Raw genomic sequence first — 1,236 nt, 5'->3', positions numbered from 1 at the left:
GCGAAGAGGTCACACCCGTTCCCATGCCGAACACGGAAGTTAAGCTCTTCAGCGCCGATGGTAGTTGGGGGCTCTCCCCCTGTGAGAGTAGGACGCCGCCAGGCATTATTTTAAGATCTTGATAAAGGACAAGCCTTAACCTTATTATTCCACAGTAGCTCAGTGGTAGAGCAATCGGCTGTTAACCGATGGGTCGCAGGTTCGAATCCTGCCTGTGGAGCCATGCTTCCATAGCTCAGTCGGCAGAGCGCTTCCATGGTAAGGAAGAGGTCAGGGGTTCAAGTCCCCTTGGAAGCTCCAGGAAGGAAACCGTGGCCCGTTGGTCAAGTGGTTAAGACACCGCCCTTTCACGGCGGTAACAGGGGTTCGAATCCCCTACGGGTCACCATTGTTGATATTTAAAACTCTAGATTAGTTGTTTTAACTAGTAGACCATTTTGTTTAGAAGAAACAGGGGTGCTACAAAGGGATAACAACATCAAAACTTCGGAGGATTAGCTCAGCTGGGAGAGCACTTGCCTTACAAGCAAGGGGTCGGTGGTTCGAGCCCGCCATCCTCCACCATTAAGTTTATATCAATAAATATAGGAAACAACCTTTGTGTGCCCATAGGGTTCACTATTTATTTTGTTTAATTTTTCTGAATGCTGGCCTAGCTCAATTGGTAGAGCAACTGACTTGTAATCAGTAGGTTGGGGGTTCAAGTCCTCTGGCCAGCACCACTTCTATTTGGTATATGCATAACCACTATATTTATATTGGGCTATAGCCAAGCGGTAAGGCAACGGATTTTGATTCCGTGATGCGCAGGTTCGAATCCTGCTAGCCCAGCCATTAGCTTAGCTACGAGCGAAACCTCCTTGAAAAAACACCGAGTTGTCTCGACGCATTCACTCCGAAAGTAAAGCGAGTAGAGGAAGAGACAGGGGGAACCTCGAAGCAAAACATCGTCCGAAAGCAACATGAATCATCAACACTGAAAATACAACGAGCCATTAGCTCAGCTACGAGCGATGACTTCGGAGAAAAGACATCGAGTTGTCTCGACACATTCACTGCAAAGAAAAAGCTAGAAGAGGAAGAGACAGGTAGACTTCGAAGCAAAGCATCGTCCGTAATCAACATGAATCATCCACATTGAAAATACAACGAGCCATTAGCTCAGCTACGAGCGATGACTTCGGAGAAAAGACATCGAGTTGTCTCGACACATTCACTGCAAAGAAAAAGCTAGAC

The 1,236-nt window shown here is 47.0% G+C and carries 6 tRNA genes and 1 rRNA gene; all 7 read left to right on the top strand.

The window, feature by feature from the left end:
* Positions 1-104: ribosomal RNA gene (rrf, locus tag HNQ41_RS12380) — 5S ribosomal RNA — on the top strand; the annotation flags it as partial.
* Positions 105-148: 44 nt separating this feature from the next.
* Positions 149-223: transfer RNA gene (locus HNQ41_RS12375), tRNA-Asn, on the top strand.
* A 1-nt stretch (position 224) separates the two neighbouring features.
* Positions 225-300 (top strand) — tRNA-Thr (locus HNQ41_RS12370).
* A 13-nt stretch (positions 301-313) separates the two neighbouring features.
* Positions 314-388: transfer RNA gene (locus tag HNQ41_RS12365), tRNA-Glu, on the top strand.
* Between the two features lie 100 nt (positions 389-488).
* Positions 489-564: transfer RNA gene (locus HNQ41_RS12360), tRNA-Val, on the top strand.
* 82 nt (positions 565-646) lie between these two features.
* Positions 647-722, top strand: a tRNA-Thr gene (locus HNQ41_RS12355).
* A 37-nt stretch (positions 723-759) separates the two neighbouring features.
* Positions 760-834: transfer RNA gene (locus HNQ41_RS12350), tRNA-Gln, on the top strand.
* Positions 835-1,236 lie beyond the last annotated feature (402 nt).

The organism is Texcoconibacillus texcoconensis, from assembly GCF_014202575.1.
Lineage (GTDB): Bacteria > Bacillota > Bacilli > Bacillales > Salisediminibacteriaceae > Texcoconibacillus > Texcoconibacillus texcoconensis.
The sequence above is the reverse complement of the archived record's forward strand: the minus strand, read 5'-3'. Positions and strand labels throughout refer to the sequence as shown.